This is a genomic window from Streptomyces sp. NPDC058001, assembly GCF_042886315.1.
GTDB lineage: Bacteria > Actinomycetota > Actinomycetes > Streptomycetales > Streptomycetaceae > Streptomyces.
In genome coordinates this window covers 37,904-61,547 of the sequence record NZ_JBHVQT010000022.1, presented here as the reverse complement: position 1 = coordinate 61,547, position 23,644 = coordinate 37,904, and the positions used below count along the sequence as shown (strand labels likewise).

Sequence of the window (23,644 nt, the reverse complement as noted above, 5' to 3'; positions counted from 1 at the left end):
CGGAGACCAGGGCCGCGCGCACGCCCCTCCGTACTCCGCCCACCTGGGAGTCCCCGATGAGCCCTGCCCCAGCCGTCGTTCCGCTGGTTGCTCAGCCGACGACACCGACCTCGCGCTGCTTCGCGGTAGCCATGACACCGGACCGGGTTCGCGTCGCCCGGATACGGCGCATCGCCGTCGCGCACCTGCGGCTGTGGGCCGTACCCGACGCGCTGACGGAAGATGTGCGGCTTGTCGTCTCGGAGTTGGTCACGAACTCCGTGGAACACGGCCACGGGACCGTCGTCCTGCGGATGCGGCACACCGGCAGCCGGCTCCGTATCGAAGTCACCGACGAGAACCCGGCCCCCGCCCAGTTACAGGACGCCGACGACGAGGGCGTGTGCGGCCGGGGACTGTTCCTCGTCGCCTCGCTCGCCGACGCATGGGGAGTCAGTGACGACGGCCGTACCACCTGGGCGGCCTTCACCCTGGCCGGGGAGACGTGATGACCGCCCTCACGCACGAGACCCCACGGGTGACCGACAACTTCTCCTACGACGACGCGACAGCCGACAGGCTCCTCTACGGCCTGCGGCGCTCCCTCGCCGCCGAAGCGATCACCGATGACCTGGAATCCGTACTCGGCGAATACGCCGTACACCCATCCCCCGCCGAAGGCACGGCCATCGCCGACCGGCTGAGACAGACGGCCACCCAGCTCGGGGACGTAATCCCGTACCTCATCAGGCCATACCCCGTGGACCAACAGCGCCGCGCAATAGACCAGTTGGGCGCCGTGATCAACCTGAGCGCCGAACAGCCCGAACCGGAAAACTCCCACGGTCACCTCGTGCGCCTCGCAAGCTCCCTCCTCACCCTCCTCGACCAGATGGGAGACGTCGCCTCATGACGCACCGCCCCAACAACCCCGGCAACCCGGAAAGCCGAGTACCGATGTCCCACTTCCGGACCACCCATCGCAAGGACTACGAACCCCACACCGACCTCACCACGCTCAAAGCACTCCGCCGCAAACACCCCGTACTGATCCACGTACTCGGCACCTGCCTCAGCGTCACCTCGTTACTCGCCGCCGTCATCGCCGCCCACACAACCCGGGGCCGGTGACGCAGCGGTGGACGATCCCGTGAAGCCCGACACAGGAACACTCCGGCACACGCTCCACGATCCGGCCTATGTGACAACCCTGCTCACGCGCCTCTTCGGAGCCGGAGACACCACCCTGCCCTGCGCCCGCGAGGACTACCACCTCACCCCAGACCAGACCGCAGCCGTACTCGCCATCGACGGCGGATCCAACGCCGACGACGACATCACCCCCGACACCTGGTGCCCCCTACACCCCCACCACCCCGGCCCCCACTACTCCCTCCTCCGCTACCTCAGCAACGACACAGTCGTATGGATCAAATGGCTCGGCCGCCTGAGTGAACTGGTCACCCTCACCGAATGCACCCTCACCACCACCGACCACGACACCTGCCCCCTGTTCACCGGCCACACCGGACCCTGCCCACCCCCAAGAACCGACTGACGACACCCCGCACCCGAAACGCTGCCGCAGTACCCGCTTCATACGCCGGGTGCAGCATGGAGGGATGTCCCAGACGCCTCAGTCCCGTACCGCCGGCGACCCCGAGACGGTCCCCGGCCCCCGTACCGTCGTCGTGGCCGGAGCCGGTCCCACCGGGCTGCTGCTCGCCGGAGACCTCGCGGCGGCCGGTGTGGACGTCGTGGTGGTCGAGAAGCGCCCGGAGGGCATCAGCAATCTGAGCCGCGCCTTCGGTGTGCACGCCCGGACCCTCGAACTCCTCGACGCCCGCGACCTCGCCGACGACCTCATCGCGACCGGCCAAACCATCAGCGAGTTACGGCTGTTCGGAGCGATCCCGTTCGACATCGGCGCGCTGCCCTCACGTTTCCCCTTCCTCCTGGTCACTCCGCAGTACGAGGTGGAGAAGCTGCTGCTGGGCCGGGCCCTGAAGAACGGCGCGGTCATCCGTTACGGGACCGAGGTCGTCGGTCTGGAGCAGGACGGCGAGGGTGTCACCGTGTCGGTGCGCGGCACGGAGGGCGACACGGACCGGCGAACGACCCTGCGGGCCGGCTATCTGGTCGGCGCGGACGGAACGCGCAGCGCGGTGCGCGAAGCACTCGGGCTGCCCTTCCCCGGCAAGGTGGTGATCCGTTCGGTGGCACTCGCCGACGTGAGGTTCGCCGAGCAACCCACCCTCGTCGTACGGGTGCACGGCACGGGCGACGCCTTCGGCTTCATCGCCCCCTTCGGCGACGGCTACTGGCGGGTCGGCGGCTGGACCCGGGCCCAGCGCGACGAACCCGACGATTCCCCGGTCGAGTTCGAGGAACTGCGCGCCATCATCGAGCAAGCCTTCGGCTCCGACTTCGGTATGCACGACCCGCGTTGGATCTCCCGCTTCCACAGCGACGAGCGCCAAGTGCCCGAGTACCGCGTGGGCCGTGTGCTGTTGGCCGGCGATTCCGCCCACCAGCACTCGCCGGCCGGCGGGCAGGGGATGAACACCGGTCTTCAGGACGCCGCCAACCTCGGCTGGAAGCTGGCGGCGGTGCTCGACGGCTGGGCACCCGACGCCCTCCTGGACACCTACCACAGCGAGCGCCACCCGGTCGGCAAGGCGGTGCTGCGCAGCAGCGGCCTCAACCTGCGCCTCGCCATGGCGCACAACCCGCTGGAGAAGGCGGTGCGCACGGTGCGGAAGCTGGTGGTCAGCCATGTCCGGCCCGTGATGCGGCAGGCGGTGGGGGAGATCACCGGAGTCGGCTACGCGTACCCCGCCGCGCGCGGGGCGCACCGGCTGGTGGGGAAGCGGGCACCGGATCTGGAGCTGGACCTCGGGCGGCTCTACGAGGTGCTGCGGAAGGGACGGTTCGTTCTGGTCCTGCCGTCGGACGGTAGGCCGGATGGGCTCACTGGACTCGACACCGCCGACCGCCGGGGGCGGCTGATCGTCGCCCGCCGCACGGGGAACCAGGACCGCGCCGGGACCGATGCGGTCCTGGTGCGGCCTGACGGCTACTACGCCTGGGCCGGCGCGGCGGAAGGGCCCGCGATCGAGGCCGGCATCACTCCGTGGGTGGGGTGACCGGCCCGTTCGGTGAGCGCGGCGGCAGCGGTGAGAGCGTGGGGAGATGCGCGAGGAAGCCGCCGTCCACGGACAGGACCTGTCCGGTGATGAAAGAGGCGGCCGGGGACGCGAGGAAGGTCACCAGTTCGCTCACGTCTTCCGGTGTGCCAAGGCGTGGAATGAGGTTCGCGCTCTGGAACATCTGCTGCACCGGTACGGGCATGTCCGCCTCCAGGGCCGGGGTGCGGACCAGTCCGGGCGCGACGGCGTTGCAGCGTATGCCGTCCGGGCCGTATGCGGCGGCCACGAAGCGGGTCAGCGCGATCAGCCCGCCCTTGGAACTGCCGTAGGCGACCATCACACGGTCGCCGGACAGGCCCTGGCCGCTGGTGATGTTGATGATCGACCCGCCGCCGCGCTCGATCATCACCGGCACGGTGTGCTTGCAGAGCAGCATGGGGCCGCGCAGATTGACCGCGAGTACCTGGTCCCACAGTTCCACGGACATCGACACCACGTCCCGGTCCTGCCGGATCGCGGAGGTCAGCGCCGCGTTGTTGTCGAGTACGTCGATGCCGCCGAAGGTGTCCACGGCGAAGTCCACGAGGCGTTTGACGCTGTCCTCCGAGGCGATGTCGACACCGCGTCCGACCACCGACAGGCCCTTCGCGGCCAGCTTCGCGGCGGCGGCCTGGGCGGGCGCTTCGGCGACGTCCGCGAGGACGACCCGCGCGCCGGCGGTCGCCAGCGACTCCACCGTGGCGGCGCCGATCCCTCCCGCACCGCCGGTGACCACAGCCACTTTGCCCACGAGGGAACGCGTTCCGTCAGCCATCGCTCAACGACCTCTCGTCCGGGACGGGTAGTCGCCCCCGATCCTGACGCACGTACGTGAAGGCAGTGCTGCGAGAGCATTTCGTCACCGACCGGACCTGACGATGAACCTCAGCGGGTGTCCGGGCCGTGACTGTTCTCCTGCTTCGGTCTCGTCGGCCCAAGGCTCAAGGGAACGTCAGGAAGCGCGGGCGATGCGGGCCGTGATCTGGGCGATGCGCTGGGCGGACTGCTCCGGTGAGGAGCCGGGTTGGACCATGTGGCTGACCGTGAGCCGTACGACCGTCTCCACCGCGAGACCGCGTGACTCGGCGTCGATCTCGGGCCAGGCGTCCACCGCGTACGCGTCGAGCATCGCCGTGGCGATGTCGAAGACCGGTTCGGGCCGGGTGGTCAGATAAGCGAGCAACTCGTCGTCGCCTCCGCGCGCGGCGGTGAGGATGGCCTTGGTCAGTATGTTGTCGGCGGCGTGCCGGAGCGTGAACCCGACGCCCGCGGCGACCGCCGCCTCCAGGTCGTCCCGGTGGGTGTCCAACTCCTGCTGGATACCGAGGAGAAAACGTTCGGTCTCGCGCTCGACGAGGGCCTGTCCGATGGCCTCCTTCGAACCGAACTCGTTGTAGAGGGTCTGCCGGCTGATGCCCGCGGCGCGGGCGATCGCGGCGAGCCGCAGCTTGCCCCAGCCGTCGGCGGCGACGAGGTCGAACGCCGCGTCCAGAACCTGCTGCCGGAGCAAGGATCGAACATTCTCGCGAAATCGTGTCATCGTGCCCCCACTGTAGCGACCGAAGTTGTCGAATGCGTTGACACTTCACGTGTCGACTGTCTAAATGTTGGGCGCTGGACAGTGCTTGTGTAAACACGTGAGTGCGACACGTACGAGACGTACGAGACGTACGAGACGGAGGAGGCGGCACATGGCAGCGACAGCCGACGCCCGGGGATCCGAGGCCCACATCACCTGGCGGGACCCCAAGCGCCATCTCTGGCTCATCGGCCTGACGGTCCCCCTGTTCCCGTTCATGGGCTGGGGCCTGTCCAACGCCACCGGGCTCGGCGTCTTCTGGTGGACCCCGCTGTTCATCCTGTACGTGGTCTTCCCGGTGGTGGACCAACTGATCGGCAAGGACGCGGTGAACCCGCCCGCGGAGGCGCTGGCCCGGCTGGAACAGGACCGCTACTACCGCTGGTGCACCTACCTCTTCCTGCCCCTCCAGTACGCCGGCCTCGTCATCGGCTGCGCGCTGCTGTCCGGCGGCGGAATGTCGCTCACGGACAAGCTGGGACTGACCCTCTCGCTCGGCGCCGTGGCGGGCATCGGCATCAACACCGCGCACGAACTGGGGCACAAGAAGGAGTCGGTGGAACGCTGGCTGTCCAAGATCGCCCTGGCCCAGACCTGGTACGGGCACTTCTTCATCGAGCACAACCGGGGCCACCATGTGCGGGTGGCCACCCCGGAGGACCCGGCCAGTGCCCGGCTCGGCGAGAGTTTCTGGCGGTTTCTGCCGCGTACCGTCCTCGGCAGTCTGCGTTCCGGCTGGCGGCTGGAGAAGAGGCGCCTGGGCCGGCGCGGCAAGAGCGCCTGGACCCTCCGTAACGACGTACTCAACGCCTGGGCGATGTCACTCGCCCTCTTCGGCGCCCTGGTCATCGCCTTCGGCCCGGGTGTCCTGCCCTACCTCGTCCTCCAGGCCGTGTTCGGATTCTGCCTGCTGGAAGTCATCAACTACACCGAGCACTACGGGCTGTTGCGCGGACAGACCACGAAGGGCCGCTACGAGCGGTGCGCGCCCCGGCACAGCTGGAACAGCGACAACGTCGCCAGCAATGTGTTCCTCTACCACCTCCAGCGGCACAGCGACCACCACGCCAACCCCACCCGGCGCTACCAGGCGCTGCGCCACTTCGAGGAAGCCCCCGAACTGCCCACCGGCTACGCGGGGATGATCGTGCTCGCCTACTTCCCGCCGCTGTGGCGCCGCGTCATGGACCACCGCGTACTCGCCCACTACGACGGCGATGTGACCCGGGCCAACCTCCAGCCCTCGAAACGGGCCGCCCTCCTCGCCCGGTACGGATCCGCCGTATGAGCCGCTACGCCTGCCCGGTCTGCGGCTACCTCTACGACGAGGAGACGGGCGCGCCCCGCGAGGGCTTCCCCGCAGGTACCGCCTGGAGCGAGCTGCCGGACGACTGGTGCTGCCCCGACTGCGGGGTACGAGAAAAGATCGACTTCGAGCCCGAGGTGACGTCATGAAGACCTGGCAGTGTCTGGTGTGCGGTTGGGTCTACGACGAGGCCGACGGCTGGCCCGACGAGGGCATCGCCCCCGGCACCGCCTGGGCCGACATCCCCGACGACTGGTCCTGCCCGGACTGCGGCGCCGCCAAGGCGGACTTCGAGATGGCCGAGATCACCCACGCCTGATCCGCACGGCGGCCAGGCACCCAACTGTTCGGTAGGCGCCCTCAGATGACGTCGTGGACGTTGTGCTCGGTCAGGTCGGACGCGTGCCGGGCGACAGCGCGGTAATCGGCGTCGTCATGGAGGACAGCCAGTCCGTGGTGGGCGGCGGTGGCGGCGATGACGAGGTCCACCGCCGAGGCGCCGCGATGCTCCCCGGCCTGGGCCATTCGGTGTTGCACCGCGCCGATCCAGCGCCCGGCGTTCTTGGGCACCGACACATCGGGGTAGAGGTCGGTGAACATCTCCACGATCTCGTCGTACTCGCGTCCGTTGCGGGCGCTGTGCAGGAACTCGGTACGTTGCGGGTAGCAGGACGCTATGGCCCCGGCGTCGATCGCGTCGTACCAGGCCGATTGCAGTTTTGGCTCGCGGAGCAGCCGGACCAGGCCGGATGTGTCGAGCAAGTAGATCACCGGCTGTGCTTCTCCGCCCGATGCAGACGCTCGGCGTCCTCGACGGCGCCCCACTCACGGGCACGCTCGAAGTGACGGCTGATGCGCGCCGCACGCTCCTGCTGCTCGGCGTAGAAGCGCAGCGCGAGATTGACGGCTTCCTTCTTGGTCCTGACCTGGGACAAGGCCATGGCGCGTTCCAGGGCGTCGTCATCGATGTCGATCTGGGTCACAGACATACCCGCACCTCCCGCACATGTTGGTGATGTACATAGAAGGATACGTCATCAACATTCAGGCTGCCTCCGGGGAGGCCGCATACCATCGTCAGGCACCACGGAGGTGGACGGCATATGGGGAGCTACGTGACGCGGCGGGGCGTTCGGACCGGGGCGACGCTGTGGCGGGTGTGTGCCGAGGGGACCGAGCAGCGTGTCGTTCCCGATGGTGTGATGGATCTGATGTGGCTCCAGGGCCGGCTGGTCGTGGCGGGGCCCGATACCCGGGCGATGGTCGCGGCGACGGGTGTCGGCGAGGTCACCTGGGGTCTTCGCTTCGCGCCGGGCGTGGCGTACGCGCTGCTCGGTGTGCCCGCGCATGAACTGACCGACCGGCGCGTCGAGTTGTCGGACCTGGTCGCGTCCACCGGGTACGACGGCCGGTCGTTCGGGGCGGGCGCCCTGGAGCGGGTCTTCGTCGCGCTGTGGACCCGGGCGGAACCTGAGCGTTCCGTTCTACGGCTCGCGGCCTCGCTCGACCGTGCCGCTCGCGAGGGGCGGGGCGTGCGGGAGACGGCGGAGGTCCACGGACTGTCGGAGCGGTCGTTGCTCCGGCTCAGCAACCGGCTCTTCGGCTACGGCACCAAGACGCTCGCGCGGATCCACCGTTTTCAGCACGCGTACCACTTGGCTCGGACAGGGCCGCTGCCGCTGAGTGAGGTCGCGGCGACAGCCGGTTACACCGATCAGGCCCACTTCAACCGTGAGTGCAAACGGCTCACCGGCCGGACCCCCGTCACGCTCACCCGCGCCGGCTGACCGTTTCGTCCAAGCCTGCGGTGCCCGAGCGGTGCCAAGGTCGCCGTATGAACATCAACCTGGGCCGCGCGGGAGCCTTCATGGCCGCGCACGCACGCGTACTCGACCGGCGGCGCTTCGAGGCCGTCACCACCGCCACCACCGCCACCACCGACAGTGACGCCGCCCGCCGGGCCGTCGTCCACGGGCTCGACGCCTACCGGAACCCCGACGGCGGCTACGGATGGGGACTCGAACCGGACCTCCGCGCACCGGAGAGCCAGCCGGGAGGCGCCCAGCACGCGTTCGAAGCGCTCGCCGACGCCGGTCCCGTGACCTCCCCGCACACCGCCGCGCTCCTCGACTGGCTGGACTCCGTGACGCTGCCGGACGGCGGGCTGCCGTTCGCGCTGCCGATCAGCGATCCCGTGGCCTGCGCCCCGTTCTGGGTCGGGGCCGACCCCTCGGAGTCGTCACTCCAGATCACGGCCGCCGTGCTGGCGCAGACATATCGGGCCGCGCGCTGGGACGCGACCGTACGAGAGCATCCGTGGACGGCGACGGCGACGCGCTACTGCTTCGACGCGATCGGCCGGATCGACGAGGCGCCCTTCGCGTATGTGCTCTCCTTCGCGCTCCGGTTCCTCGACATCGCGACCGACACCCACCCACTAGCACATGAACTGCTCGACCACCTCGGGCAGTTCATCCCGAGGGACGGCGCGGTCCCCGTCGTCGGCGGGGCCGAGGGCGAGACGCTGCGCCTTCTCGACTACGCGCCCGAGCCTGGACGCCCGGTCCGCGAACTCCTCGACCCCCAGGCGGTATCCGACGATCTCGACCGCCTGGAACGCGGACAGCGACAGGACGGCGGCTGGGCGGTCGACTTCACCAGCTACTCACCCGCCGCGACACTGGAATGGCGCGGCCACGCGACGGTCGGCGCCGCCGCTGTGCTGCGCATGAATAGTCGGTGACCACCCGATACGCGGACGACCCGCACCCGTATGCCGTAGGTGACCGTATGGCACACATGCCTGGCTTGCAGAGAATCCGTGCAGGAGTGTCACACAGACTGCACACAGTTGTTCGGCTTCCTCGTTAGCGTGACTGGCTGCTCTATTCCCACGTGCGAACGTGATCAGGCCGCGGTCCGGCGGCTCGACGGCATGCCAAGTCAGGAAGACCGCCAATGGATTACTGCTCCTCGTGCCGCCGACATCTCAATGGCGCCCTGGTGTGTCCCGGGTGCGGTGCCTACGCCCCGGACATCGCTCCGGTCGCCGAACTCGACCTCGCCATGAACTCCATGAACACCGTGGCCGTCGTGGACACCGTTCCGCCCACCCCCAACGGTCATGTCGCCGTACCGGCCCCGATGGCGTCCATAGCCACCGCGGATTACGAGTTCGAGCCCTCCGGTGATGTGTACGCTCCGGCTCCGCTGCCCCAAGGGCGGGCGGCCAGGCGGCGGCAGCGGGCCCAGTGGAAGAAGAACCAGCGCCGGGCCGTCGTCGCCACCGCCGTCGCGCTCGTCGGGGGCGGTTTGACCGTCGCCGCGATGGACCGGGGCTCCGCCGACCGTGCGCAGGCCGCGTCGGCGCCGGAGCATGACGGTCCGGATGTCGAGAGCATGGGTGTCGCCGAGGAAGAGGCGACGCAGGAGCCGGAGGCGCCCGCCGCCCGGCCCGGGGGGCGGCACCGGGCGCCGGACAGTTCCACGTCCACGTCCACGGGGCGGACCGTCGCCGATGTTCCGCGTCAGCAGTCCGCCGTCGCGCCGCAGCACAACGCGCCGCCGAGCACCGTGCGGGCGGACACCACGGATCGGAAGTCGCTGGCCACGGCGGTGCCGAAGCCGGTGACCACGCCTCCGGTTGTCTCCGACACCGTCCCTGACACCGTCGTCACACCGCCGCCGGCGCAGACTCCCGCGCCCGCCGATCCGGGTGCCCCGGCGGCCAACCCGGCACCGGAGAAGACGAAGCCGCAGCTTTGCGTGCTGGTGCTTTGTATCGGTTGACCTGCATCCGCTGACCTGCCTCGGCTGACCGGCAGCGCCGGGTGGGCACTGCCGGTACCGAATCAGCGCAGGTAACTGCCGAATTGGGCTTGGGTGGTCGGGGCCCCGACCGTGCCTGGGCCGAAGGCTGTTGCCCCGGTCGTCGTCAGACCGGTCGTGGTGCCGCGTAGGGACCACACCGCTCCCGCCGACGCGTTCTCCGCCACCGACGAGACCGCCAGGTCCCGGTGGCCGTCGCCGTTGACGTCGAGGAGGGTGCAGGCCGCGCCGAACTTGTCGCCCTTCTCGGCGACTCCGGGCACACCGGGAGTGTTCTGGTGCATCACCTGGCTCCCGGTACCGGTGACGCCGGACGCGCTGCCGTGGAGCAGGGCGAACGAACCCGCGTCGGTCAGCCCGCTGAAGTCCTCGCCGCTGATGCCGAGCGCGACCTCCGCGCGGCCGTCGCCGGTGACGTCGGCCACCGCGACGCAGGACCCGACCCGGTCGCCCGGTTCCTGAGCCCCGTAGAAGCCGGGCAGTCTCTGGTCGAAGGACTGCGCGCGGGTCGCGGACGGACCGGTGGGCGTGCCGTAGGTGACGGTGACCTGTTCCTTCTCGCCCGCGCTGCCGGTCACCAGGTCGTCGTAGCCGTCGCCGTCCACGTCGCCCACGCCGGTGGCCGGGTCGTCGCCGGAGGTACCGATGCCGCCGATGGTGCCGGTCCGCTGGAAACCCGTGCCGGCGCCGAGCAGGACATGGGTGCCCCACACCCCGTCGCCCTCGTACTGCCAGACGGCGATGTCGTCGCGGTGGTCGCCGTTCACATCGCCGACGGCCTTCGCGACGGTGGGTCCGCTGGTCGAGTGGGGACCGTCGACGCAGGTGTCGTTCGTGGCGCACGCGGCGCCGTCGTTCTCGTAGCCCCACCACTGGGACTTGTTCAGGAAGTCGAGCTTCGCGGCCGGTGTCCCCTGGCGGGAGATCGGGCCCTTCCAGAGGGCCGCCGACTGTCGTACGGGGTCGTCGCCCTGGACCTTGGCGGCGCCGAACAGCGCGAGGTCGGCCCGGCCGTCGCCGTCGAAGTCGCCGACCTGGGGCGTCCGTCCGTGCCCCGCGATCGCTGTGCCGCCGGTCAGACCCGACGCCGAACCCCACAGCACGACGGCGCCCGCCGCGCCGTCGGCCGAGCCGATGACGAGGTCGCCGTAGCCGTCGCCGTCCAGGTCTCCCTTGGCGAAGGTCTCCCCGAACCGCTGCTTCGCGACGGCCGAACCGGGCACCCCGGCGGTCGAGCGGCTCACGAGCTTCTTGCGCGCGGGGTCGAGCCCGGTCGCCGAGCCGTACGTGACCGCCACATAGCCGGCCTGCGGCTTGCCGGAGATGGTGCCGCCCGGGGCGCCGGTGACCAGGTCCGCGTATCCGTCACCGTTGAAGTCGTCGGCCGGAGCCGCCTTGCCCGAAGCCGCCTTGCCCGGGGCCGCCGTGGCCGGGGCCGCGTACGCGTCGTGCGGGGCGAGCGTCCAGGCACTCAGCCCGCCCGCCACCAGAAGCGCGGCGGCGAGGGGGGCCGCCGCATGACGGCGTCGCATCAGTAACATCCGGATTCCTTACGGTCGTCAGGCAACGTTCACCTCTGAGGACACGGGAACGGCGGGGAGGGTTGCACGACCTCCGCGTCCGAATGCCGCCAGCGGGACCGTCACCCCCCGCCGACACTGAAGCCATGACCCACTACTCCCCCCTCCCCATCGCCCCCGCCGCCCTCAAGGAACTCCGCGACACCGACGACTCCGGGCGGCCGATGCGCCCGTACACCGCGCGCGAGGACGGTGTCCCCGTCAACTGCGTGGGCAGCCCGCTGCGCTGCTGTCTGCGCGGGATCGAGCCCGGCGAGCGGGTCGCGCTCGTCTCCTACGCGCCGCTGCGGCGCTGGGCGGCGGAGACCGGGGCCGAGCCCGGCGCGTACGACGAGGCGGGGCCGGTCTTCATCCACGCCGACGACTGCGAAGGCCCCACCGAGCCTCGGGGATACCCGGTCATCCGCCCGGGAGCCCTGCGCACTCTCCGCCGCTACGACGCCCAGGGCCACATCCTCGGAGGCCGCCTGTTCGAGATCCCCGAGGACGCCGACACCGCATTCGACCGGGCCTTCGACGAGGCGTTCGCGGACCCGGAGGTGGCGCTCGTGCACGTACGGGCGGTGGAGTTCGGCTGCCTCCACTTCGAGGTGCGGCGACCCGAGGGCAGGCCCTGACCACCTGATGACCAGAAACCCCCTCTGCCTCTGTCAGTGCCATGCCTTACGCTGCCGATGGAAGCCGCGCCCCGCACGTCACCGCCCGCACTTCCGGAGCGGGCACGTCCGGGTGTTGCGCGGCGCTTTCGTCTCGCCGGTCATGCACCGTCATGCGCCGGTATTCCTTGTGGGGGGAACGTCACTGTGCGAAGACGCACCATGTCGACCGCTACGGCACTCGCGGTCCTGTTCAGTTCGGCGGCGCTGACCGCCGTCACAGCCGGCCCCGCGTCGGCGGCGTCGGCCACCGTCGCCACACCCGGCGGCGTCGTCGCGGACGGCACGCTCAAGCGGGTGTTCGTCGGCGACCGGTCGGCGGGGAAGATTCTCGCCACGGACTACAACGGCGCCTTCCTCGACTCGGTGAGCGGTATCAGCGGGGTCTCCGACCTGGCGCTTTCCGAGGACGGTACGACGCTGTACGCGGCGGCGTCCGGCAGCCATGAGATCGTCGCGCTCGACGCGGCGACCCTCGACGTCAAGGCCCGCTACGCGGTGGCCACCAACACGGGCCCGCGGTACGTCGCCTTCACCGGCGGCAAGGTCTGGTTCACCTACGGCGACCAGTGGGACGGCAACCTGGGCTCGGTCGACCCGACGCCGGAACCGACGCCCGACCCGACGCCGGACCCGACCTCGGAACCGACAACCGACCCGACGCCCGACCCGACCACGGAACCGACAACCGACCCGACGCCCGACCCGACCACGGAACCGACAGCCGACCCGACGACGGAACCGGCGGCGGGCCTCGCGAGCGCCGCCGACCCGGTGACGCTCGGTCAGTTCCCTCTGGCGCTGGGCATCTGGGGACCGGGTCTCCTCGACACCGACGCGTCATCGCCCGGCCTGCTGGCCGTCGCCCAGTCGGGGATCTCCACGGACTCGATGGCCGTCCTGGACGTCTCCACCGGAGAGCCCCGGATGGTCGCCTACCACCAGGGCGACTACACGCTGAACACCGGCATCGGCGACATCGACCTCGTCCCCGGCACCGCGCAGGTCCTGGTCAACGGCACCGAGCGGGACGCGTACGCGGACGGCAAGTTCACCCGCGCCGGCGCGTACCCCACCGGGCACCGGGCCGACGTCGCGGCGAACGGACTGATCGCCCAGGTCTACGGCGACAAGCTCGCCGTCTACCGTCCCAACGCCACCAAGCCGCTCCGTACGTACACCACCAGCTCGACCGGCACCGGCGACCTGGCGTGGGCCCCGGACTCCTCGCGGATCTTCGCGCTCGTGGGGTCGGGTGGCCGTTACACCCTCAAGGCGCTCACCGGCCCGACGCTGAACGTGCCGACCCTGACGGTGAACGCGCCGTCGAAGGCCACGCGCGCGAAGAAGCTCACCGTGACGGGGAAGCTGTCGGCGACGGTGGCGCTGCCGACCGGTGTCTCCTTGCAGGTCACCCGTACCGACCTGGACAGCCCGAACGGCAAGGCGCTGCCCTCCGTGAAGGTGAAGACGGACGGCACGTACAGCTTCACGGACACCCCGCCGGCCGGCGGCACGGTCACCTACCGGGTCGCCTACGCGGGCGACGCCGGGCACACGGCCGTCTCCGCGTCCGACAAGGTCGATGTCTCCCGTAACAAGGCGACGCTGACGCTGAGCAACAACGGCAAGGTCTACTCGTACGGCAAGGACGTCTCCTTCAAGGCGCACCTCGGGTCGACGTACAAGAACCGCACGGTCGAGATCTGGGCCAACCCCTACGGCGCCGACAAGCCCAACAAGCTGGTGCGGACCGGGAAGGTCAACTCCAGCGGCAACTTCTACGGCACCGTGGACATGAAGCGGGACACCGTCGTCACCGCGATCTTCCGGGGCGACTCCCGTACCGCGCCGAAGACCACGAAGGTCACCGCGTACGCCAAGGTCAAGATCTCCACCACCGTCTCCAGGCACTACAAGACGGGCAAGGTCGGCGGCTCGACCACGTACTACTGGTTCCACAAGAACAGCGACGCGGTCCTGAACACGACGATGACCTACTACAAGGGCCGTCAGATGCGGTTCGACCTCCAGGTCTACTCGGGCGGCAGGTGGTACTCCGCGGACTCGCAGTACTTCAGCCTCCCTTCGAACGGAAAGCTGTCCGTACTGCTCCCGGGACCGGGCGAGTCGGGCATCAAGGCGCGGATCCGGTCCGCGTACATCAACGGTTCGTCGGGCGACAACGTCAACTCGACTACGTACGGGTCGTGGAAGTACCTGTACTTCACCAGGTGACCGGTAACCGGTAACCGGTAACCGGTAGTTAATAGCAGGTGGTCGGTGGAGGGGGCGCGCCTTACCCCTTCACCGGGCCCATTCGACGAGTGCGGGGACGGCGCGCTCGACGAAGTCCTCGAAGTCGGCGGGGGTGTTGTAGACGTGGGTCGACAGGCGGAAGTACCCGGCGCCGCCGAAGCTGGTGAACGCGGCCTCGAAGCCGAGTTCGGCGGCGACCCGGTCGCGTAGGGCATCCGCGTCGGCGCGGGTGGTGCCGAGCCCTTCGGGGATACGGACGAGACGCAGCGCGTTGACGGGCATGCCGACATCCACGGTGGCGTCGGTGCCGGTGGCCTCGGCGAAGGCGTCCGCGATGAGGCGTTCCGCGTAGTCGGCGAGGTCCCGCATATAGGTGCGGGCGGTGTCCCAGCCCCAGGTGCCGTCGATGAAGGCGAGCGAGGTCGGGGCCGCCAGGTAGCTCGTCACGTCGAGCGTGCCCTGGGTGTCGAAGCGGTGCGGGAACGGTTCCTCGGCGCCCCAGGAGTCGATCAGCGGATGGAACGCGTCCCGTAGCGGGCCCCGGGCGACCAGGGCCGACGTACCGCGGGGCGCGCAGCCGAACTTGTGGAGGTTGCCGACCCACGCGTCGCAGTCGACGCCGGCGAGGGGGTCCGCGGCGAGGCCGGGGACGTGGGCGCCGTCGATCAGCAGCGGGATGCCGCGCTCCCGGGCCAGCGCGCCGATCCGCTCGACCGGCATCCAGCGGGCGGTGGCCGAGGTGATGTGGTCAAGGACGATCAGCCCGGTGGCGTCGGTGAGTTGGGCGGCGATCGCCCCGTACGCCTCGTCCTCGCCGGCGTCGAGCGGGACGTGGGCGGTCCGGACGGTGCCGCCCCAGCGGCGGGCGAGACGCCGGGCGCCCATGGTCACGGCGCCGTAGCCGTGGTCGGTGACGACGATCTCGCCGCGAGTCCTGGTGGGCAGGTTGGCGTAGACAACGCTGGCGCCGCCACTCGCGTTCGGGACGAGGGCGAGGTCGTCGGCGGCGACGCGGAGGAACGCGGCGATCTCGGTCCGCGCCGCGGCGACCCGGGTGTGAAGGCCCGGGAACCAGGTGCCGGGTGAGCGCTCCATCTCCTCACGGAGCCGGTGCTGTTCCCGCTGGGCGACGAGGGGGACGGCGCCGAACGACCCGTGGTTGAGGTGCCGGTGCGCGGCAAGCAGCGACCATGCCTCGCGGGCCGGGCGACCGTCGGCGAGGAGGAGGGGGCGGGGCGCCGTGACGACACCGGTCTCGCTCACGTGACTCAAGATCTCCTTTTGACTGAGGGGTCCGGGGGTCCGGGGGTCCGGGGGTCCGGGGGTCCGGGGGTCCGGGGGTCCGGGGGTCCGGGGGTCCGGGGGTCCGGGGGTCCGGGGGTCCGGGGGATAGGCTGCGATGCCTGGTCGGTAGCAGTCAATAGCGGTCAGTAGCGGCGCCGGTGCCACTGGCCGTCGGCGAGATCGAGTTCCGAGTACGCGGCCTCGCAGCGTACTGCCGTGGCCGACCGGGTAGACGTCATGCGCGACACGGCCACGGATGGCGCCGATCGGCTTACCGATGCCGGGATAGAACTGCGACCAGTCGTGGCCGTTCCAGTGGTAGAGCACGCCGCCGAAGGTGGCGATGTGGACGTCTCTCGATGCACACGTAGATCGGTCGCATGGTGCGCTCTCCGTTCTGTCAGCTCGTTCCGCTGCCGTGGCACTGCGAGCACTGGCCTGTCCACCGGTGCACGGTCGGTATGTGGTTCCCGTCCTTGTCGATCTCGACGGTGTGCTATCCGTGCTCGGTCACAACGGCTCCACCACAGGCGCCGCAGGGCGGGTCAGGCATACGGTGAGGATGCCCGAATCGACCCCCTCGTGTCAGGCCATCGGTCGACAGGCGTCCGCACGGATCCAGAACCGTTCACGAAATCGGGGGACGTGAGACCCAGGCTACGGACAGTCGACAGCACTGCGGCCCCCACAACGCGAGGGCCGCAAGGCGTACCGTTGGCCACCTCACCGCCGCCGGATGCCGAGTCGGTACCTAGGACGCCGGGGCATAAGGCTTACGCCCCCTCACCGACGACGAACGAACAACCCATATGTCCGGTTCATTGAAAGTGAAGAAAAACGGCATCGCCCGTCCGTAAAGCACCAGGTCAGCGCCTGTGGTCCCCGCGCGTGCGGGGATGGTCCCGACAAGAAGTCAGCGCTCTGGCAAATGGGCGCCTACTCCCCGCATCTGCGGGGAATTTGGTCGACGTCGGACACGGCCGCCCCGCCGAAACGAAGGCCGTCTGCGATTCAACCCGGAGTCATCCAGGCGTAGATTGCGAGGGACAGCACGCAATGGGAGCCAGCATGTCCGAGCACCCTGAAAGGCACGTCGGGACCCGTATTCGCGAGTTCCGTGCCATACGAGACTTCAGCCTTGCCGAGCTGAGCCGCCTTGCCCACGTGTCCACCAGCCAACTGTCCCGGGTCGAGACCGGTGAGCAGCCGGCCAGCCCGTCCGTGCTCGCGGCCGTAGCCCGCGCGCTCGGCGTCACGCTGTCCGTACTGCACGGTCAGCCCTACGTGCACATGCTCCAGAAGGACCAGCTCGACCGGCTACTCGCGCCGATCAGCAGCGCCCTGGACGCGTGGGACATCCCACCCGACGATGACATGCCGTCACGCCCTCTGGACGAGGTGGCGGTGCGCACAGCACAGATCGCGAAACTCCGTGCGGCAGGAGAGTTCGGCGACGTTGCCGAAGCTCTGCCGGAACTCATCTCCGACACGGCGGTCGCCGTACAGATGCACAGCGCCCCGGGCCGGGAGCGCGAGCGTGCACACAACATGCAAGCGGAAGTTGCCCGCACTACGGCGATCATCGCCTACCGGCTCGGCTTCATGGACCTCGCCCGGCTCGCACTCGCCCGCATGGCCATGGCCGCCCCGCAGTCCGGGGACCCGCGTCAAGTCGCTGTCGAACGGTACGAGCGAGCCGTCATCACCCATGCGGAGGCGACTCGACCCGACCGAGGCGTGGCGTTGGTCAAGAAGGCGCTACGGGACCTCGATGACGACGGTGACCCATCGACGCTTGCCGTACGGGGAACGTTGCTGCTGCGCGCCTCGGCTCTGTCCGCCGTACAGCGTGATCACTCCGCCGCGCAGGACTGGCTCGGCCAGGCCAACGAACTCGCCGGGGCCGCGGCGGCGGCCGATGCGGCGGCAGATCCGCCCGGTACTCGATACGCCCTGGCGTTCGGTGAACTCAACGTGGCACTCGGACGCCTCGATGTGGCCATGTACCAGGACGACCACGACGAGGCGCTGCGCGTCGCTTCCGGGGTGCGCTTGCCGGACTCCTACCAGCCGACCAGAGTCGCCGGGTTCCTGATCCGTAAGGCCAGCGCGGAAACGTGGACGGCGCACCACGACGAGGCGCTGGAATCTCTGGAGAAAGCACGCGAGACCGCGCCGCAACTGACGCGGTACCACCCGGAGGTTCACGAGACCGTCGGAACGCTGCTGCGAGCGCGCAGGCGAGCACCGGACCCACTACGCGAGTTCGCACAATGGAGCGGTGTGTAGCGCAACGGGCACTCTGAGTCAAGGCTCTGCTTGTCCCCAACTTGGGGACGGCAGAGCCTTGTTCTGTCGGCACGCTGAGTCAGCAAGCGAGACCCCGGCGACCGCGCGAACGGCCCCGGGGCTCGGCCGACTTCGAGGGAGCCGACATGCCGCACCGCACAACCGCCCTGACCTCAACCGATACGGCGTCCCCGGCAGACGCCCCGCCGCTGCTGACGGACCAGCTCGCCGAGTGGGTGCGGGACCAACCCCCCTGCGAACGGGTGGCCGTGGCCGCGCTCATCGAGGAGGACGAGTTACTGGCGCGGGAGTGGGTGCGCCGACTTCTGGTTGCCGAGCACGATGACGGTGCGGTGTCGTGTGACTGGCTGGCGTTCGAGGCCCGCTACACCCGGGCGCCGGGTCTGACTCCGGAGGACAAGGCGTTCCTCCGCCTGGTCGTCGCGGTCCGCTTCCCCCGCAATATCTCACTGTGGAATCTCGAACTGCTGGATGAACGGCGCCTGTGCATCGTGCTGCGTGCCATGGCGAAACTGGCCGGGTCCGACACCGTCGCCGTGGGGACGCGGGTATGACCGGGCCCCAGCTCATGTACGACACCAACGACGGCCGCGTCGAGTTCTTTCCGGAGGCCGCCATCGCGTACGAGGCCCTGATCGAACACACCGTGACGTGCGCACAGTGCAACGCCAACCAGAAGAAGTGCGTACCCGGTACCGCCCTGCGCCGCGCCCTCCGGGACACCCGCCGATGATCTGCTGCCGCTGCCAGGCCCCCATCCTCCCCGGCGAAGAATCCGAACGGCTCATCCTGGACCGGGCATCCGGCCCGCCCCTGATCAACCACCGCCACACCACCTGCTCCATCGACGCCGAACGGGCGGCCCTCGGACGCCTGTTGTCGCGATTCCTGTGACCAGGGCGGCCAGTCGCACCCCGCCGAAAGGATCCCCCATGTCGCCATGCGGCACCCCCTTAACCCTGCCCGCCAACCTCATCGACACCACCGTCAACCTGGCCGGCGGAGACACCGCCGCCACCGACGTATGGCCGTACGTGAAGTGCGAGGTCGAGACGCACACCGAGGGCGAACACGCCGCCCACCTCGTGTTCGTCCCCGGTGTATCCGGACGGGCCGTATGGGCGGTGTGGAAAGAGTCGTACATCGCGGCACAGATCAAAGAACCGTGCATGGCCGCCGTCGGATCGGGCGGAACCGAGGAAGTCTGCGTCCTCTTCGCCGAACATCCCGGACGCCACACATGGGAGATGTCCCCCAACCATCAAACAGGCAAGGAAGCATGGGAAGGGAAGGAGTGCGCCAGCGCCCGCTCGCGGGTCGCCGAGGTGCCGGCCCCGGTGGACGAGACGTGAGTATCCGCGTATCGCCCGTACGGGACTTGCCCGGCTTGTCTACAGATACCGGGGCATCGTGCTGCCGCACTTCACGTACCCAACCGGCTCGGCGGTCAGGGTTTGATAGACGATCAATCATCCGGTCGTCATCGTCCAAGCCACTACTACGTGGCGCTCCCGCGCATGGTTCGTGTCCGCCGGCACCCGGGCATCATCCCCGGGGCCGGCCGTGAGACGGTCCACCCATGCCCCGAAGAGGTACCGCTCCGCGCCGCCGCTGAGCCGGGTGCGAGGAGGAGATGTGAGTCGGAGGCGGTACGTCGCCAGAGGGGTACCCGGGGGCTACCGGATCTGGGACAACCGACGGCGCGGGTGGTGGGGCGACCTCTACCAACTCTGTCCTGACGACCTGCTGACCGAACTCAACGGACAGGCGGACCAAGCGCGAATCACGGCGCTGCTCAAGCGGTACCGGGCACTCAAGCGGTAGTGGTGGCCGGCCGCCCGTCTCAGTCGGCGCGCGGGACCGCGCGCCCCAGCGCCTGGTCCGTGATGCACACCTTCATGTTCACCTCGTACAGATGACTGACCAGATCGTCGATGGCCTTCGTCCTGCCCTCGACTATGACGCGCGTGAGGTAGCTGAGGCGGGCTATCGGTTCGGACACCCGCTCCCCGGTGACATCGTTGTCCTCGGGCCGCGCGGGACGCCCGACATGGCCCGGACGCGCCTTGCGCACCGAGTCACGGAGATGCGTCACGGCATCATCGGAGTGCTTGAATTTCCGCTTATCACCCATGAATTACCCATCCGTCCCGTTGCCTTGAACCCACCGTCCCTCTCCCACACGAGGGTAGCTTGAACGGGTCACGGGCTACGGAAAACGGAGGCTACTGGGGTGGGCAGGCCGACGGACTGGGAGTTGCTGGGTCTTTCCAAGGATCCAACACCTGGCGACGCGGACGTACTCCTTGAATGGCAACGCTTTTTCCGGCGCAGAGAGCAGGACGCCGAGGACGCGCACAGTCAATTAACCCGCGTGATCAACGACTTGCCGTCCGCCGACCTGGAGAGCACCTGGTTCACCGCGGTATGGGGCCGGTTGAACTTCATCAAAGATCAAGTCTCTCCCGAGATGAGCGCCCACAAGCAAGCGGCCGACGGAATCAAGACGTTCCGACGCCTCCTCCTTGAGTATCAGCACGAGGCGGACATGGCCCTCGGCAACGCCCGCGCGATCGCCGAGGCCGGCGACGACACGACCGACGAACTGCTCCACACCGCACGGGAGAAGGCCGAGCGCGCGGGGGCTGACCATCACTCTGCGGCTACCAATCTGGTGCGGGCACTGGAGGACGCCTGCGACACGATGGTCAACAAACATCCACCACACCAACGACACCGCGTTCGTCCGGGAGCCGAGCTTCGCGACCTGGTATTTCCGGCAGGTGGTGGCCGACGTCTACGCGCTCGCGGGCATCACGGCCGACACCCTGGACGGTGCCACCCAGGTCGGCATGGACATCGAGACGATGATGATGCTCGGCGGCCCCGGCTCCGGCGGCATGAGCGCCGGCGGCGCGTGGGCCGTCGCCGGCGGTCGCGGCGGGTCGGGCGGGCTGGCCGAGGCATACGCGTCCGGAAGGAATCCGTACCGGGGCTACGGGGTCAACCCGGAGAGCCCCGACGCCCACTGGCTCAAGAGGAATTGGAAGACCTACGAGCAGAAGTGGGTCCGCGGGGGCGCGAGCCCGCCGAAGCTGCGGGAGCTGGACCCGGCGGTGGAGGAGAGCCTGGGCGGCCACACCATCCAGAAACACGTGGGCAAGAGCGACCAGCACCTACGGAACCGACTGAAGGACGAGCCCGACATTCCTGCCGCGTCCACGTATGAGAGCTTCACCGAGGCCAAAACCTATATGGACAAGGTGGCCACCAAGAGAAAGGTAGGGATTGAGACTTGGCTGAAAAGCGGAACTGGTAAGACCAAGGAATTTACGGCGGATTTTCCAGATGCCCAGATTGGGCGCAGGATATCCCAGGAAGAAGCACGAAAGAGCACGAAGCCGCACTCTGTCAGTGACGCGACCATCGTGATCAAACGAGACCCATCGGCACCGGATGGTTACATAGTGATAACCTCCTTCCCTGGCCCGGCAATTTAGAATCTCCATCAGCGAAAGCGAACCGTACCTCATGTCCGACACCCCCATCCCTTCCGCCGAAGAGGGCGAAGAAAGGGACATCACATTCCATGAGCTGCCGGACCTACTGGCTGCCTACGAAGGGACCCGTAGCACCAAAAGGCGGTCTCGGGACGGGGAATTGTTGGGGGTCGGGGATCTTGATACCCCCGATGTTCCGTCTCGGGCCATGCGGGGGTATTTGCGGGTGGCCGCGCGGCATCCTGGGCGGGCCGCCCGGGTGTTGGCGGAGCTGGAGACGCTGTTGGAGGCCGGGCCCACGGAGCCTGTGTTCAACGCGCTCTACGACGCCGGTATCCCGCCCGAGGCACTGCAGTCCTCGGACGGCAAGGACCCCGACGACTTCTTCGCGTTGATGCTCCCGCACCTGCGGAAGTTCATCGCCTCGGGCGAGCGGATCGAGGACGCCGTACCGGAATCCGGGTGGGAGTGGCGTGAGCGGTACACCGCGATCCGGGGCTTGCTGGCCGGCGGATTCCATATGGACAGTCTCCACCTGTACCCCGATCGCGAGGCGATCATGGAGGATTTCCTGGAGGGGTCGCCCGGTGCGTACGCCACGGAGATGTTGCGCGATCTCGATGATCTGCGCGTCATCGCGCCCACCGAGGACGACCTCAAGTACGCCCTCTACGACGGCGCCATCGGCTGTGGCCTGCTGCCCCCGAAGGGCATGACCGGCTGGGAGTGGATGAACCACATCGCCGACCGGCTGCGGCGGTACGAGAGGGACCACCGGGACTGAGAAGCCTCGTCCCGGGGTCGACGGTCACGCGGTCACGCGGTGTCCCGGTTCGCCGGGATCTCGTAAATGGTCTCCAACCCGTCCTCCTCGTCCCACTGCTCGCCGACCTCCTCGAAGCCGAAACCGGCGATCGTGGCGCGGGACGCGGTGTTGTCGGGGCTGATGGTCACCCGGATCGTCCGTACGTCCTGCTCGGTGGCGGCTCGGCGTACCAGGTCGGTCAGCATCGCCCTGGCGTATCCCTGGCGGCGTCGGTCGGGCACCACCGAGTAGCCCAGCTCGACCATGCCCGTCTCGTCCGGCGGCCCGTGGAATCCGGCGTACCCGACCGCCGCGCCGTCCGCCGCCTCGTCCACCACGGCGTGTGTGAGCCAGCCCTCGATGCCCGGCCGCTCGGCGAGCTGGCCGAGCCGGTGCCGCCAGACCCACCGCGCGGTGTCCGTGGCGAAGAAGTCGCCGAGGTCGACCCCGGCCTCGGCGCTCCCCTGCACCAGGTCACCCTCGGCGAGGGCGTTCAGCGCGGCCGTGGACAACGGCACGAAGCGGAGGGTTTTCTGCTGTGCATGCTCTGATTGATCGGTCATCCCCGAAGGGTCACCGCCGCCCCGGTCCCTGTCCAACGCTTTTCAGTTCCCGGAGTCCCGGACCAGACGTACGGCTTCGTCGAGCAGGCTTGTCTCGCTCGCCGTGAGGCACGGGTCGGTGGCCCGTCGGGCGCGGGCCCGTGCGAGGCAGTCATCATCCAGGGGTCCGAGGTGGGCTGTCAGCGACACCAGGACCGAGCGGGCGGGCACGGCGTACGGGCCGGGGGCGACCGCGACCTGCGCGAGGATCAGCGCCGACATGCTCCGGTCGAAGCACGGGTCCCCTTCCTCGGTGTTGCCCCAGTCGATCACGACCGGTCCTTCGGGGGTGAGCATCACGTTGTCCGGGTGCAGGTCCAAGTGGAGGACGCGGTGCGCGGGGTCGGCGGAGACGCGGGCGGGGAGCGCGTGCAGGCGGTGCAGCAGGTCGGCGAGGGTCGCTCCCGCCTCCTCGGCCGTGAGGGTGCCCTCCGCCAAGGCCCCCAGCATCGACGGGCCCCGCAGCCGTCGCATGACCAGGTCCGTGCGCGGCGCCACGAAGGCGCCGGGTCCGGCGGGCGCAGGGTCCCGAAGCCCCGGTACCGGATATCCGCGCCCCGCGAGATACGCCATCACCTGTGCCTCGGCAGAGGCGTCACCGCCGTTCCGGTACCGGCGCAGGACCCAGTCCTCGCCGAGCGCGAAGACGTCGGCGCTGCGTCCGGTTCCGATCAGATCCCCTGTCCCCGACTCTCCGGTCCCCGACCCCCCGGTTCCCAACTCCCCGGTCCCCAACTCCCCTGTCCCCATGGGTGAAACGGTACGGCT

The 23,644-nt window shown here is 69.1% G+C and carries 29 protein-coding genes; 20 read left to right on the top strand and 9 right to left on the bottom strand.

All coding sequences use genetic code 11. The annotated features are described in order from the left end of the window. Nucleotides 1–56: 56 nt before the first annotated feature. The 5 genes from ACFVT5_RS40070 (at nt 57) to ACFVT5_RS40050 (ending at nt 3,125) form a co-directional block, all read left to right on the top strand. The gene (locus tag ACFVT5_RS40070; RefSeq protein ID WP_389898791.1) at nt 57–488 is read left to right on the top strand and encodes an ATP-binding protein; all 432 of its coding nucleotides are present in this window, start codon (nt 57–59) and stop codon (nt 486–488) included. Continuing rightward, nucleotides 488–892, top strand: coding sequence for a DUF6415 family natural product biosynthesis protein (locus ACFVT5_RS40065; RefSeq protein ID WP_389898789.1), 405 nt, complete (start codon nt 488–490; stop codon nt 890–892). Before ACFVT5_RS40070 ends, ACFVT5_RS40065 begins: the two co-directional genes overlap by 1 nt. Beyond that, complete coding sequence (locus ACFVT5_RS40060; protein WP_389898786.1) at nt 889–1,110, top strand: hypothetical protein; 222 nt, start codon at nt 889–891, stop codon at nt 1,108–1,110. Before ACFVT5_RS40065 ends, ACFVT5_RS40060 begins: the two co-directional genes overlap by 4 nt. A gap of 19 nt (nt 1,111–1,129) precedes the next feature. Then, a complete protein-coding gene (locus ACFVT5_RS40055) occupies nt 1,130–1,537 on the top strand; it encodes a hypothetical protein (protein WP_389898784.1) in 408 nt (135 codons plus the stop codon). A gap of 64 nt (nt 1,538–1,601) precedes the next feature. After that, nucleotides 1,602–3,125, top strand: a complete 1,524-nt coding sequence (locus ACFVT5_RS40050; RefSeq protein WP_389898782.1) for an FAD-dependent oxidoreductase — start codon at nt 1,602–1,604, stop codon at nt 3,123–3,125. Here ACFVT5_RS40050 and ACFVT5_RS40045 read toward each other — a convergent pair. Beyond that, complete coding sequence (locus ACFVT5_RS40045; protein ID WP_389898779.1) at nt 3,106–3,942, bottom strand: SDR family NAD(P)-dependent oxidoreductase; 837 nt, start codon at nt 3,940–3,942, stop codon at nt 3,106–3,108. The two genes, ACFVT5_RS40050 and ACFVT5_RS40045, sit on opposite strands and share 20 nt — an antisense overlap. Before the next feature lie 177 nt (nt 3,943–4,119). After that, on the bottom strand, nt 4,120–4,707 hold the full coding sequence (locus tag ACFVT5_RS40040; protein ID WP_389898777.1) for a TetR family transcriptional regulator: 588 nt from the start codon (nt 4,705–4,707) through the stop codon (nt 4,120–4,122). A gap of 151 nt (nt 4,708–4,858) precedes the next feature. On the opposite strand from ACFVT5_RS40040, the gene ACFVT5_RS40035 reads away from it, so the two are divergent. The 3 genes from ACFVT5_RS40035 to ACFVT5_RS40025 are packed head-to-tail and all read left to right on the top strand — an operon-like array spanning nt 4,859 to nt 6,371. Then, nucleotides 4,859–6,034 carry an alkane 1-monooxygenase gene (locus ACFVT5_RS40035; protein WP_389898775.1) on the top strand — a complete coding sequence of 392 codons (1,176 nt, stop codon included), beginning with the start codon at nt 4,859–4,861 and terminating at the stop codon, nt 6,032–6,034. Further along, the gene (locus ACFVT5_RS40030) at nt 6,031–6,201 is read left to right on the top strand and encodes a rubredoxin (protein ID WP_389898773.1); all 171 of its coding nucleotides are present in this window, start codon (nt 6,031–6,033) and stop codon (nt 6,199–6,201) included. Before ACFVT5_RS40035 ends, ACFVT5_RS40030 begins: the two co-directional genes overlap by 4 nt. Further along, nucleotides 6,198–6,371 (top strand): rubredoxin, encoded by a 174-nt coding sequence (locus ACFVT5_RS40025; RefSeq protein WP_389898771.1) that lies wholly within the window; start codon nt 6,198–6,200, stop codon nt 6,369–6,371. Before ACFVT5_RS40030 ends, ACFVT5_RS40025 begins: the two co-directional genes overlap by 4 nt. A gap of 41 nt (nt 6,372–6,412) precedes the next feature. Here ACFVT5_RS40025 and ACFVT5_RS40020 read toward each other — a convergent pair whose 3' ends face one another. Together ACFVT5_RS40020 and ACFVT5_RS40015 are read right to left on the bottom strand one after the other, a co-directional pair. Continuing rightward, nucleotides 6,413–6,823, bottom strand: a complete 411-nt coding sequence (locus tag ACFVT5_RS40020) for a PIN domain-containing protein (protein WP_389898768.1) — start codon at nt 6,821–6,823, stop codon at nt 6,413–6,415. After that, nucleotides 6,820–7,041, bottom strand: coding sequence for a type II toxin-antitoxin system VapB family antitoxin (locus ACFVT5_RS40015; protein ID WP_389898767.1), 222 nt, complete (start codon nt 7,039–7,041; stop codon nt 6,820–6,822). Before ACFVT5_RS40015 ends, ACFVT5_RS40020 begins: the two co-directional genes overlap by 4 nt. Nucleotides 7,042–7,155: 114 nt before the next feature. Between ACFVT5_RS40015 and ACFVT5_RS40010 the strand changes: the two genes are divergently transcribed. The 3 genes from ACFVT5_RS40010 (at nt 7,156) to ACFVT5_RS40000 (ending at nt 9,841) form a co-directional block, all read left to right on the top strand. Further along, nucleotides 7,156–7,839, top strand: coding sequence for a helix-turn-helix domain-containing protein (locus ACFVT5_RS40010; protein WP_389898765.1), 684 nt, complete (start codon nt 7,156–7,158; stop codon nt 7,837–7,839). A 47-nt stretch (nt 7,840–7,886) separates the two neighbouring features. Beyond that, a complete protein-coding gene (locus ACFVT5_RS40005) occupies nt 7,887–8,795 on the top strand; it encodes a hypothetical protein (protein WP_389898762.1) in 909 nt (302 codons plus the stop codon). A 215-nt stretch (nt 8,796–9,010) separates the two neighbouring features. After that, nucleotides 9,011–9,841, top strand: coding sequence for a hypothetical protein (locus tag ACFVT5_RS40000; RefSeq protein ID WP_389898760.1), 831 nt, complete (start codon nt 9,011–9,013; stop codon nt 9,839–9,841). 62 nt (nt 9,842–9,903) lie between these two features. Here ACFVT5_RS40000 and ACFVT5_RS39995 read toward each other — a convergent pair whose 3' ends face one another. Next, complete coding sequence (locus ACFVT5_RS39995; protein ID WP_389898758.1) at nt 9,904–11,412, bottom strand: FG-GAP repeat protein; 1,509 nt, start codon at nt 11,410–11,412, stop codon at nt 9,904–9,906. Nucleotides 11,413–11,546: 134 nt separating this feature from the next. Here ACFVT5_RS39995 and ACFVT5_RS39990 point away from each other — a divergent pair, with 134 nt between their 5' ends. Then, on the top strand, nt 11,547–12,077 hold the full coding sequence (locus ACFVT5_RS39990) for a DUF1203 domain-containing protein (RefSeq protein ID WP_389898756.1): 531 nt from the start codon (nt 11,547–11,549) through the stop codon (nt 12,075–12,077). Nucleotides 12,078–12,278: 201 nt separating this feature from the next. Continuing rightward, nucleotides 12,279–14,354, top strand: a complete 2,076-nt coding sequence (locus ACFVT5_RS39985; RefSeq protein ID WP_389898753.1) for a YncE family protein — start codon at nt 12,279–12,281, stop codon at nt 14,352–14,354. A gap of 69 nt (nt 14,355–14,423) precedes the next feature. Here the strand turns inward: ACFVT5_RS39985 and ACFVT5_RS39980 are convergent, their stop codons facing one another. Continuing rightward, entirely contained in the window at nt 14,424–15,638 is a 1,215-nt protein-coding gene (locus ACFVT5_RS39980) for an aminotransferase class V-fold PLP-dependent enzyme (protein WP_389898751.1), read from the bottom strand. Nucleotides 15,639–16,727: 1,089 nt separating this feature from the next. Between ACFVT5_RS39980 and ACFVT5_RS39975 the strand changes: the two genes are divergently transcribed. From ACFVT5_RS39975 to ACFVT5_RS39955, 5 genes are all read left to right on the top strand, one after another. Then, nucleotides 16,728–17,948 (top strand): helix-turn-helix domain-containing protein, encoded by a 1,221-nt coding sequence (locus ACFVT5_RS39975; protein WP_389898749.1) that lies wholly within the window; start codon nt 16,728–16,730, stop codon nt 17,946–17,948. Nucleotides 17,949–18,094: 146 nt separating this feature from the next. Continuing rightward, nucleotides 18,095–18,523 (top strand): hypothetical protein, encoded by a 429-nt coding sequence (locus ACFVT5_RS39970; RefSeq protein WP_389898747.1) that lies wholly within the window; start codon nt 18,095–18,097, stop codon nt 18,521–18,523. Continuing rightward, nucleotides 18,520–18,702 carry a hypothetical protein gene (locus tag ACFVT5_RS39965; RefSeq protein ID WP_389898745.1) on the top strand — a complete coding sequence of 61 codons (183 nt, stop codon included), beginning with the start codon at nt 18,520–18,522 and terminating at the stop codon, nt 18,700–18,702. The genes ACFVT5_RS39970 and ACFVT5_RS39965 overlap by 4 nt, the downstream gene beginning before the upstream one ends. 199 nt (nt 18,703–18,901) lie before the next feature. After that, on the top strand, nt 18,902–19,321 hold the full coding sequence (locus ACFVT5_RS39960) for a hypothetical protein (protein ID WP_389898742.1): 420 nt from the start codon (nt 18,902–18,904) through the stop codon (nt 19,319–19,321). A 283-nt stretch (nt 19,322–19,604) separates the two neighbouring features. Then, nucleotides 19,605–19,793, top strand: a complete 189-nt coding sequence (locus tag ACFVT5_RS39955; RefSeq protein ID WP_389898740.1) for a hypothetical protein — start codon at nt 19,605–19,607, stop codon at nt 19,791–19,793. A 19-nt stretch (nt 19,794–19,812) separates the two neighbouring features. Here ACFVT5_RS39955 and ACFVT5_RS39950 read toward each other — a convergent pair whose 3' ends face one another. Beyond that, nucleotides 19,813–20,064 (bottom strand): hypothetical protein, encoded by a 252-nt coding sequence (locus ACFVT5_RS39950; RefSeq protein ID WP_389898738.1) that lies wholly within the window; start codon nt 20,062–20,064, stop codon nt 19,813–19,815. A 688-nt stretch (nt 20,065–20,752) separates the two neighbouring features. On the opposite strand from ACFVT5_RS39950, the gene ACFVT5_RS39945 reads away from it, so the two are divergent. Together ACFVT5_RS39945 and ACFVT5_RS39940 are read left to right on the top strand one after the other, a co-directional pair. Next, the gene (locus tag ACFVT5_RS39945) at nt 20,753–21,469 is read left to right on the top strand and encodes an RNase A-like domain-containing protein (protein WP_389898736.1); all 717 of its coding nucleotides are present in this window, start codon (nt 20,753–20,755) and stop codon (nt 21,467–21,469) included. A 208-nt stretch (nt 21,470–21,677) separates the two neighbouring features. Then, nucleotides 21,678–22,253, top strand: a complete 576-nt coding sequence (locus tag ACFVT5_RS39940; protein WP_389898733.1) for a contact-dependent growth inhibition system immunity protein — start codon at nt 21,678–21,680, stop codon at nt 22,251–22,253. A gap of 32 nt (nt 22,254–22,285) precedes the next feature. Here the strand turns inward: ACFVT5_RS39940 and ACFVT5_RS39935 are convergent, their stop codons facing one another. Both ACFVT5_RS39935 and ACFVT5_RS39930 read right to left on the bottom strand, forming a co-directional pair. Further along, on the bottom strand, nt 22,286–22,837 hold the full coding sequence (locus ACFVT5_RS39935) for a GNAT family N-acetyltransferase (RefSeq protein WP_389898731.1): 552 nt from the start codon (nt 22,835–22,837) through the stop codon (nt 22,286–22,288). A gap of 42 nt (nt 22,838–22,879) precedes the next feature. Beyond that, a complete protein-coding gene (locus tag ACFVT5_RS39930) occupies nt 22,880–23,626 on the bottom strand; it encodes a phosphotransferase (RefSeq protein WP_389898729.1) in 747 nt (248 codons plus the stop codon). Between the last annotated feature and the right edge of the window lie 18 nt (nt 23,627–23,644).

Coding starts and splice junctions, on each gene's coding strand:
- ACFVT5_RS39965 (WP_389898745.1), top strand. CDS start 18,520: ATGACCGGGCCCCAGCTCATGTACGACACCAACGACGGCCGCGTCGAG.
- ACFVT5_RS40040 (WP_389898777.1), bottom strand. CDS start 4,707: ATGACACGATTTCGCGAGAATGTTCGATCCTTGCTCCGGCAGCAGGTT.
- ACFVT5_RS39960 (WP_389898742.1), top strand. CDS start 18,902: ATGTCGCCATGCGGCACCCCCTTAACCCTGCCCGCCAACCTCATCGAC.
- ACFVT5_RS40005 (WP_389898762.1), top strand. CDS start 7,887: ATGAACATCAACCTGGGCCGCGCGGGAGCCTTCATGGCCGCGCACGCA.
- ACFVT5_RS39975 (WP_389898749.1), top strand. CDS start 16,728: ATGTCCGAGCACCCTGAAAGGCACGTCGGGACCCGTATTCGCGAGTTC.
- ACFVT5_RS39990 (WP_389898756.1), top strand. CDS start 11,547: ATGACCCACTACTCCCCCCTCCCCATCGCCCCCGCCGCCCTCAAGGAA.
- ACFVT5_RS40050 (WP_389898782.1), top strand. CDS start 1,602: ATGTCCCAGACGCCTCAGTCCCGTACCGCCGGCGACCCCGAGACGGTC.
- ACFVT5_RS39935 (WP_389898731.1), bottom strand. CDS start 22,837: ATGACCGATCAATCAGAGCATGCACAGCAGAAAACCCTCCGCTTCGTG.
- ACFVT5_RS40070 (WP_389898791.1), top strand. CDS start 57: ATGAGCCCTGCCCCAGCCGTCGTTCCGCTGGTTGCTCAGCCGACGACA.
- ACFVT5_RS40025 (WP_389898771.1), top strand. CDS start 6,198: ATGAAGACCTGGCAGTGTCTGGTGTGCGGTTGGGTCTACGACGAGGCC.
- ACFVT5_RS40065 (WP_389898789.1), top strand. CDS start 488: ATGACCGCCCTCACGCACGAGACCCCACGGGTGACCGACAACTTCTCC.
- ACFVT5_RS39940 (WP_389898733.1), top strand. CDS start 21,678: ATGCGGGGGTATTTGCGGGTGGCCGCGCGGCATCCTGGGCGGGCCGCC.
- ACFVT5_RS39970 (WP_389898747.1), top strand. CDS start 18,095: ATGCCGCACCGCACAACCGCCCTGACCTCAACCGATACGGCGTCCCCG.
- ACFVT5_RS39930 (WP_389898729.1), bottom strand. CDS start 23,626: ATGGGGACAGGGGAGTTGGGGACCGGGGAGTTGGGAACCGGGGGGTCG.
- ACFVT5_RS39985 (WP_389898753.1), top strand. CDS start 12,279: ATGTCGACCGCTACGGCACTCGCGGTCCTGTTCAGTTCGGCGGCGCTG.
- ACFVT5_RS40010 (WP_389898765.1), top strand. CDS start 7,156: ATGGGGAGCTACGTGACGCGGCGGGGCGTTCGGACCGGGGCGACGCTG.
- ACFVT5_RS40030 (WP_389898773.1), top strand. CDS start 6,031: ATGAGCCGCTACGCCTGCCCGGTCTGCGGCTACCTCTACGACGAGGAG.
- ACFVT5_RS40035 (WP_389898775.1), top strand. CDS start 4,859: ATGGCAGCGACAGCCGACGCCCGGGGATCCGAGGCCCACATCACCTGG.
- ACFVT5_RS40045 (WP_389898779.1), bottom strand. CDS start 3,942: ATGGCTGACGGAACGCGTTCCCTCGTGGGCAAAGTGGCTGTGGTCACC.
- ACFVT5_RS40015 (WP_389898767.1), bottom strand. CDS start 7,041: ATGTCTGTGACCCAGATCGACATCGATGACGACGCCCTGGAACGCGCC.
- ACFVT5_RS40060 (WP_389898786.1), top strand. CDS start 889: ATGACGCACCGCCCCAACAACCCCGGCAACCCGGAAAGCCGAGTACCG.
- ACFVT5_RS40000 (WP_389898760.1), top strand. CDS start 9,011: ATGGATTACTGCTCCTCGTGCCGCCGACATCTCAATGGCGCCCTGGTG.
- ACFVT5_RS39995 (WP_389898758.1), bottom strand. CDS start 11,412: ATGCGACGCCGTCATGCGGCGGCCCCCCTCGCCGCCGCGCTTCTGGTG.